The organism is Nostoc flagelliforme FACHB-838, from assembly GCF_014698065.1.
Taxonomy (GTDB): domain Bacteria; phylum Cyanobacteriota; class Cyanobacteriia; order Cyanobacteriales; family Nostocaceae; genus Nostoc; species Nostoc flagelliforme_B.
Window position 1 is genome coordinate 1 of the sequence record NZ_JACJSI010000318.1, and the last position, 6,801, is coordinate 6,801.

Genomic DNA, 6,801 nt, shown 5'->3' on the forward strand with positions numbered 1-6,801 from the left:
CATTAAAACTTGGTCTTCAATTATTAATTTAGGACGACGACCAGATTTCTTTTTCTTTTTTTCATCAGCTTTAACATCATCTTCCATTAATTCAAAGGTTTTACGGCTCACTCCAGTCATTCGCTTAAATTTTTTTGCAGTAAGCTGTTTGGCGTTCTCTATTTTCACTGCTCCTCAAAGTCCTAATTGCAAATTGCCAAACCCCTAATTATATCACAAAACACTTTTGCAAGAGTTCTTCAGTATGCAGAACACGCTTTGTATGAGTTATTTAAGCAAATCTTCCAAGGTCGATTTTATGAAGTGCCTTTAGGAAAGTTCGAGCAAATGACTGGACTCTCGCTCACTTCCCACGAAGGCGGGATGAAAATCGACTTGCCCCCATTGCGGCAATTTCTCAACCGACTACTGGCTCTACGAATTGATATGCAAAACGTGATTTTCGAGAGGTTTGAACTACTCTTGAGCCAGCAGATTGAAGCAGCGATCGCGGCAGGGGTCTATGAGATGGGTGTGGAAACTTTACGGGCTGAACGCTTTATTGTTGAGAGCCAGGAAGCTGTATATACTCATGCTCAAACTGGTAGCGTCACCAATTACTTGAAAGTGAAACGCACCCAGAAGAACAACATCAGAACTGCTGACGAGATGTTGGAGTTCGCCACTCAATATCTTGGAAAGCTCATGATTAACTCCAAGTCAGGCAATGCTGCTGTGTCAATTCCAACTCACAGTCTATTCGACGCTGATGGTGGAGTTGTCCCAAGAGTTTTGCTGATTCGTCCACAGAAAGAAACTCGCCTACCAGTCCAAAACTTGGAATCTTCCACATGGGGGCAAGTTTCTATTGATGCGTTTACTGCTGCTTGGTCTACTGAAGTAGACGAATTACCCAAGTTCACAACTGATTACCTGCATTTAGTCACCGGTATTTTGTTGCCCATTTGGAAAATTCTGCCACAGCAGAATAGTCGAGTCTTCCGCTTGCAAACCAGCGATAGACAAAAGATTCTCGGTCGAGTGGTGAATGCTCACGACATTCAAACCGTGCGCGAACAACTCGGACTAAGAAATCAGGTGCTTTCTCCAGAAGAACTTGTGAAGCTGGTACTGAACGAGAGATATACACAGCAGTTGCCGGGTGGTGTAACTTTACGGCGTTCTTACATTGCCGCAGAACCTCGCATAGTGGTTAATGCTATCTCACTGGCAGAGCGGCTTTTAGCTGCTGGATGTTTCACTGAGATCATCAACTGGCAAAAACGGGTATTCATTCCAGTTTCAGACAAAGCACCAGCTATTCTAGCGGCTGTGATTGAAATCTTGGGATAATTTCCAACCTCAAAGACCCAGATTTAGTGTCTGGGTCTTTTTTACCCTCAAAAAATTAATAATCGCTTTGGCAAGCGCTCCGCGAGGGATTGATGAAATTCTTGTGGAGAAAGCAATCATGGCTAAGAAAGACTTCACACCCGCCCACGCCGTTGAGTTGTACATCGGCAACTATCGGTTTGATGCCATTAGGATTGTTGAAACGAAAGAGTACCGGATGTCTCAAAATCAAATCCTTTCAACAATTGGTATCAATCGTAACTGGCTAATCACGTTACCTTTTAAAGCACCAAAAGTCTATCAAAACCTTGTAGGGGAAGGACTAAATCATGTTACTCTTTTTGCGGAATATACCGCCAATGGCGTGGGAAGCCGTGCTGAAACTATATCAGTAAGGGATGCTAGAATAATCTGGCGCTATTTCAACACAAAAGGAAATGCACAAGCTCAAAAGCTAATAGATGCCTTATAACTCCACCCTGATTACAAATCAAATTCTTCGGGAACCTCTGACGGCATTGAAAAATACTGCTGCCGTGCGTGGAACTGGTAAATCAAAACACAAACAATATTCTTTACATAATCAGGGAGTCCTATTAAAAACTTAGCTTTCAGTACTATCTTCTTGTTTTAAAGCTGACTCAATTTCTGTTAGCTTCTTTTGTAACGCTTCGCGCATTTGTACTAATTGTGAACGTTTTATATGAACCAAGGGAATTCCCTGTACTTGACGGATAATTGTATCTACTTGCTTCCTTTTAGAACTAGAGTCAAATTGTTGGGTATGGTGGGTAATCTCGGCTGATACAATTTGACGCGATTGAGCAACTGATAACTTTTCTTGTAGAATCTGCTTTAATATTCGAGTTCGCAGCTTTCGCGCTACCGCTTCTGATACACCCAAAGTTTTTGCAGATAATCGCGCCAAAGACAAAGCGTGTATCCCACCTAGCCCCTGTTCTCGGATAGCCTGCTTCAAATCATCTGGCAATGCTAACATCGGAAAAATATTAGTATTAACAGAAGCTGGATTCAATAGCAGAGACAGTAAAATACGAAAAACTATTTGTTCTGCTTCTCCCAGTCCTAGTAACAATATTTGCTGCTGTTGCTGTTCTGGGCTTGCTAGAACAAGCTCACTTATTTTAACCAGAGTCCCTTGTCGCTCTAGTCGGCGCACTCCAGCCCTTAATATACGAGGAATGTCTTCGATTTTAAGATCGCTTTGGACAGCAATTTCCTTAACTAATGCTTCTGCTGTGTCTAAAGGATTTAGATTTTCTCGATGTAAACTTGCCAATAGTACACGTCGATGTAGAGCTTCTGGCTGAGGAATAATTACAGCTTCTAAGGTAGCCCAATTTAATTGTTTAGCACCACGCCAACGACGCTCTCCATCAAATAGTAAGTAGCGTCCATCTTGCTGGGTAATAAGAATAATAGGTTCTTGCTGTCCATTTGATTCCAAAGACAGAGCAATCGCAGTAATACTCTCTTGAGTAAAGGTTCGTCGAGGTTGTTCTGGATTACGATCAATTTCTTCTATCGCTACCTTTAGAACCCCGGATGGCACTAAATGTTCACGTAATTCGTGAATCTTTGTCTCTAATTCTTGGTTATCTGTTGACCGTAGTTGAATAATCTCTAACTGTAATTTGTCAATGGTTTCTTTTAGTTCATGAACTTCTTGAGAATATTCAGCACCAGAAAACAGATTAGATAAATCAATCCCAACTTTCTTAACCATTAATCCTTCTTTTTGAGTAACTCAACTAATTTACTTACAATAAGAGAGAAATCAGCACAGGCTGGATGATTTGGACGATATAGATGTAACGGAACTCCAAGACCACTTGCATTCTTGAACTCTGATGAAAAACGAATAGGAGCAAAACCATGAATTTTCAACTTTTCTAGCTGTGGAAGTAATTGGGCTAGAATATTGCGATGGATAGCAAGACGCTGATCATACTGGTTAGGAACAAAGCCTATAATTTGGGGTTCTGGCTTGAGCCGAAGACGATGGTTTGTGTGATACAACCATTCCAACAACTTGCTAGAGCCATCCGCAGATTTCGGCTCCACCTGGACTGGAATGAGTAAATGTGTACAAGCCGAAAGAGCGATCAGAGGTAAAGGGCCTAAAGTAGCAGGACAATCAAAAATTACCAAATCATGAGGTAAAGGGTAGTCAGCTATGCGATCTCCTAAAAGGTACGCTCCTCGCTCGTGTAAGACTAATTCGTTAATCGTTTTAACTAACCCCATTTCTCCCTGACACGCTTCTACATTTTGTAAATGCTCTTGCCATAGTGGAATTAAAGGCCAATTTCCTTGGAAATCTTCCTGTAGTACTGCTGCAATTGTTTGGGTACCTTTAGGACGTGGCAATCCGCAAAATAAACTAACAGAACCTTGGGGATCTAAATCAATTAAGGCAACACGGAATCCCTCATTTGCTAAGAGATAGGCAAGGTGAACTGCGAGAGTTGTTTTGCCGCTGCCACCTGCGTTCGAGAGCAGCGCTAATCGAACTTGCATGGGCTTTATACAAAAAATGATAATGGTGAGTTTAGCACGTGGAATAATGTTATACCACATCAAACTAGTTTTAGGGGCTGCAACTGTCATTTGACAATAGCTGACAGTTCTTTTCTCAAAGTCTTGGTAATATAAGATTTTTACCGACTAGTGCTTTTTATGGAATCTACTAAGCGCCCACCCAAGCCACAACAACCAAAACTGATTAAGCACATCCCTGCGGCTAAACAATCAGAATTACAGGAATTAACCAACAGTGATGCTCAAGTAGAATCATCCCAAGATGTTGCGGAAACGCCTGCTATTTATGCAGCCCCAAAAACAGTAGCTCAGTTAACCGAGAGTGCATCTAAACCAACAGAGAAACAAGAGCTATTTAGCCCTACCCCGGCTGATGACAAGTTGCCGGAAGAACTCACAACTGACCAACAGCCCGGGCATGTGCCTGTCAATGAAAAACCCCTAAAGCCGCCAAAAGTTGAGCCGCAGGTGACTGGCAAGCGCAACAAGAAAAAAATAGATTTATCACCAGCAGCCAAACCTCATATACCCTTCCAAGACCGCTCCGAAGAACCAGAATTAACGCCAGAACCCTGTCAGCACATGCAATTCCTGGATTGCAATTCGGAGGTAGGACGTGTGATATTCGAGTGCTATCACTGCCAGCAGGGGATAATCAGCGAGTACACCGGAGAACCCGTAATGGGCGAGTACAAAGGACGACCTTCAGTGATTTTCACAAAGGTAAAATGCCCCAACTGTGAGCAAACAGCCATTAGACTGCAAGCAAGGGAAGTACTTTCGACAACAGCGATTCCTTCTCCTTGGCAGCAATGATTGCACACTCCCTCTTCAAAAGTGATTAGTAAGAGATATTTACGATTGATAATGCAAAAGCTGAGATTTTTACCCTCAATAATAACTGCACTAACGGCATTGACACTAACTAGTTGCAGCACTATTACTGCTGAACAGTATGAAGCTACAGCACTCACCAGTTACACCTGGCTTGTTAAGTATGCGAATAACCTAACTAGTCAACCACAGCCACGCATTGAAACTTTTGCGAATACTTCAATGTTGAATCGGAATGGATTGAAACCGCAAGGAGCAGTTGTTGGCCCAGATGACCAAGGGCTATGGTGGCCTACTTTACCGCCGCGACCAAGTGTTGATGAAGTTGAACAACGCAAAAGACCTCAAGAAGAGGCAGGAAAACCTGAATTGGTTAAAGATATAAAGTACAAACTGACCTATGGAGTAGGTAATACTCAGAACACGCTACCTACGAACTATGATGTTTATCGGCAAGTAGTAAAAGCTTACGCCCAAAAAACTCCTTTGGAATTGACTCTGGGTGTGAATGATAATTCAGTTGAGAAAGCTGAACCTGTAAGCAAGTAATAACGCACTCGTTACATAGTCAGCAAGAAGTTAGAGATCAAGACTGAATTGCTTTTCAACAAAAGATTGACAGTAAAGTATAAATCAAAGAGTCAACGATGATCTAAATTAATTTCTGCTACGTTGATAAAAAAGATTTCAGAAATTCTTTATGGGCGTCACATAGGTGTTATATATACCCCAACAATAGTTCAGGAATTTGACAATATTCTGACCCCTATATAGGTAGGATACAGATAGGTGCTAGATGGGGTATGTTTGACTGATTGACATTTTGTGCCCCATTTAGCCCCCAAGGGGATATGATAAGCTCTTGAGGCTAGAGAAAAAGGGGTAGTTATTTTATTCCTCTCTACCTCTGCTTCTCCAAATCATCTGAACAGAGAACTTTTACAAATTAAAGTGTATTACTTGAAGCCTATGTCAAACATTCACACCTTGCAAAAAATTTTTCCTGCGGGTTTCGATAACGGTTATGGAAGTCTCAAACTTTTAGTCGATGGCTTTGAAGTAGTTCGTGTCCCCAGCTATATAACCAATGCCGAGATGGAAGATGTTCCAGGGCGTGTAGTTTTTAACGGCAGTGCTTACACCGTTGGAGAGTCCGCTTACCGTACAGGAAATTATTTTGATCGCAACACAGACAATAATGAAAATAAAGTCAATAATGCGTTGTTGACTTTATTGGGTGCGTTGGCACATCTCCCACACCGTAGGGCTTGGCACTTAAAATTAGTCGTCAGCTTACATGACGTTGGTCTGGCTGAAGAATTACAAAAAGTACTCAATGGAGAATATCAGCCAATACTTGCTGGCAAGCAATCAGACGTGAAAGTAGAAGTGCTGAAAGTCGTACTAGAGGGTATGGGTGCATTGTTTGGGCATCCACTACCCAAAAAATTAACCATTTTAGACTTTGGCAATGGTACGACTTTGTATTCTCGTTACAACCAAGGGAAACGAGAAGTTCACACTGCTTACCCTATCGGTGTAGAAGTTCTCATCGATGATATCTCCCAAAAAATGAAACATTTAAATGGCGGAAAAATCGGAGATCCTTCCATTATCCGATTTTGTTTGGAAATGGGGCATACCAGATATAGCCGTGACATCGATATCAAAGATGTATACAGTGCTTGTTTGAAAGATTGGTATGAAAAATACTTGAAGAAAGTGGTGAATCTGACGCTTGATGCCAAGCACCAGGGGGATGAAATCTGGGCGATTGGTGGAGGCTGCCTCTTACCAGGATTTAAAAAGCTGTTGGAGAAAAACGGCTTCAAAATCCTGGACAATCCGGTGGAAGCCAATGTCTCTGGGCTTTTAGAGATGGCAAAAACTATTTTTGCCAAGAACCCAACTACTACATCTGGTACACCTGGAAAGTGAAGTTATAACAATGGCAGATAAAAAAGACTTAGCACCGGAAAAAGTTCGCCTCAAAGATAATTACCGAGAGCGCATATTTGCAGAATCGCAAAAACTAGATAAAAGTTACCTGGACACGATTTACTTTATAGTTGA

General features: G+C 41.8%; 7 protein-coding genes and 1 pseudogene. 5 read left to right on the plus strand and 3 right to left on the minus strand.

The features are described from left to right. Positions 1-168, minus strand: a pseudogene (locus tag H6G97_RS42145) (IS5/IS1182 family transposase); the annotation flags it as partial. A gap of 18 nt (positions 169-186) precedes the next feature. Here H6G97_RS42145 and H6G97_RS42150 point away from each other — a divergent pair. Beyond that, positions 187-1,332 carry a strawberry notch C-terminal domain-containing protein gene (locus H6G97_RS42150; RefSeq protein ID WP_242055964.1) on the plus strand — a complete coding sequence of 382 codons (1,146 nt, stop codon included), beginning with the start codon at positions 187-189 and terminating at the stop codon, positions 1,330-1,332. 118 nt (positions 1,333-1,450) lie between these two features. Then, positions 1,451-1,804 carry a hypothetical protein gene (locus H6G97_RS42155; protein ID WP_190946506.1) on the plus strand — a complete coding sequence of 118 codons (354 nt, stop codon included), beginning with the start codon at positions 1,451-1,453 and terminating at the stop codon, positions 1,802-1,804. A 132-nt stretch (positions 1,805-1,936) separates the two neighbouring features. Here the strand turns inward: H6G97_RS42155 and H6G97_RS42160 are convergent, their stop codons facing one another. Both H6G97_RS42160 and H6G97_RS42165 read right to left on the minus strand, forming a co-directional pair. Next, on the minus strand, positions 1,937-3,079 hold the full coding sequence (locus H6G97_RS42160) for a ParB/RepB/Spo0J family partition protein (RefSeq protein WP_190946507.1): 1,143 nt from the start codon (positions 3,077-3,079) through the stop codon (positions 1,937-1,939). Further along, entirely contained in the window at positions 3,079-3,873 is a 795-nt protein-coding gene (locus tag H6G97_RS42165; protein WP_190946510.1) for a ParA family protein, read from the minus strand. The genes H6G97_RS42160 and H6G97_RS42165 overlap by 1 nt, the downstream gene beginning before the upstream one ends. A gap of 159 nt (positions 3,874-4,032) precedes the next feature. On the opposite strand from H6G97_RS42165, the gene H6G97_RS51680 reads away from it, so the two are divergent. The 3 genes from H6G97_RS51680 (at position 4,033) to H6G97_RS42180 (ending at position 6,666) form a co-directional block, all read left to right on the plus strand. Beyond that, positions 4,033-4,710 carry a hypothetical protein gene (locus tag H6G97_RS51680; protein WP_199350054.1) on the plus strand — a complete coding sequence of 226 codons (678 nt, stop codon included), beginning with the start codon at positions 4,033-4,035 and terminating at the stop codon, positions 4,708-4,710. Positions 4,711-4,761: 51 nt separating this feature from the next. Further along, the gene (locus H6G97_RS42175) at positions 4,762-5,277 is read left to right on the plus strand and encodes a hypothetical protein (RefSeq protein ID WP_190946508.1); all 516 of its coding nucleotides are present in this window, start codon (positions 4,762-4,764) and stop codon (positions 5,275-5,277) included. A 420-nt stretch (positions 5,278-5,697) separates the two neighbouring features. Beyond that, positions 5,698-6,666 (plus strand): ParM/StbA family protein, encoded by a 969-nt coding sequence (locus H6G97_RS42180; protein ID WP_190946509.1) that lies wholly within the window; start codon positions 5,698-5,700, stop codon positions 6,664-6,666. The last annotated feature ends 135 nt before the right edge of the window (positions 6,667-6,801 follow it).

What these genes read in the sequence shown, in the direction of transcription:
- H6G97_RS42175 (WP_190946508.1), top strand. Translation starts at nt 4,762, where the DNA reads ATGCAAAAGCTGAGATTTTTACCCTCAATAATAACTGCACTAACGGCA.
- H6G97_RS51680 (WP_199350054.1), top strand. Translation starts at nt 4,033, where the DNA reads ATGGAATCTACTAAGCGCCCACCCAAGCCACAACAACCAAAACTGATT.
- H6G97_RS42180 (WP_190946509.1), top strand. Translation starts at nt 5,698, where the DNA reads ATGTCAAACATTCACACCTTGCAAAAAATTTTTCCTGCGGGTTTCGAT.
- H6G97_RS42160 (WP_190946507.1), bottom strand. Translation starts at nt 3,079, where the DNA reads ATGGTTAAGAAAGTTGGGATTGATTTATCTAATCTGTTTTCTGGTGCT.
- H6G97_RS42165 (WP_190946510.1), bottom strand. Translation starts at nt 3,873, where the DNA reads ATGCAAGTTCGATTAGCGCTGCTCTCGAACGCAGGTGGCAGCGGCAAA.
- H6G97_RS42155 (WP_190946506.1), top strand. Translation starts at nt 1,451, where the DNA reads ATGGCTAAGAAAGACTTCACACCCGCCCACGCCGTTGAGTTGTACATC.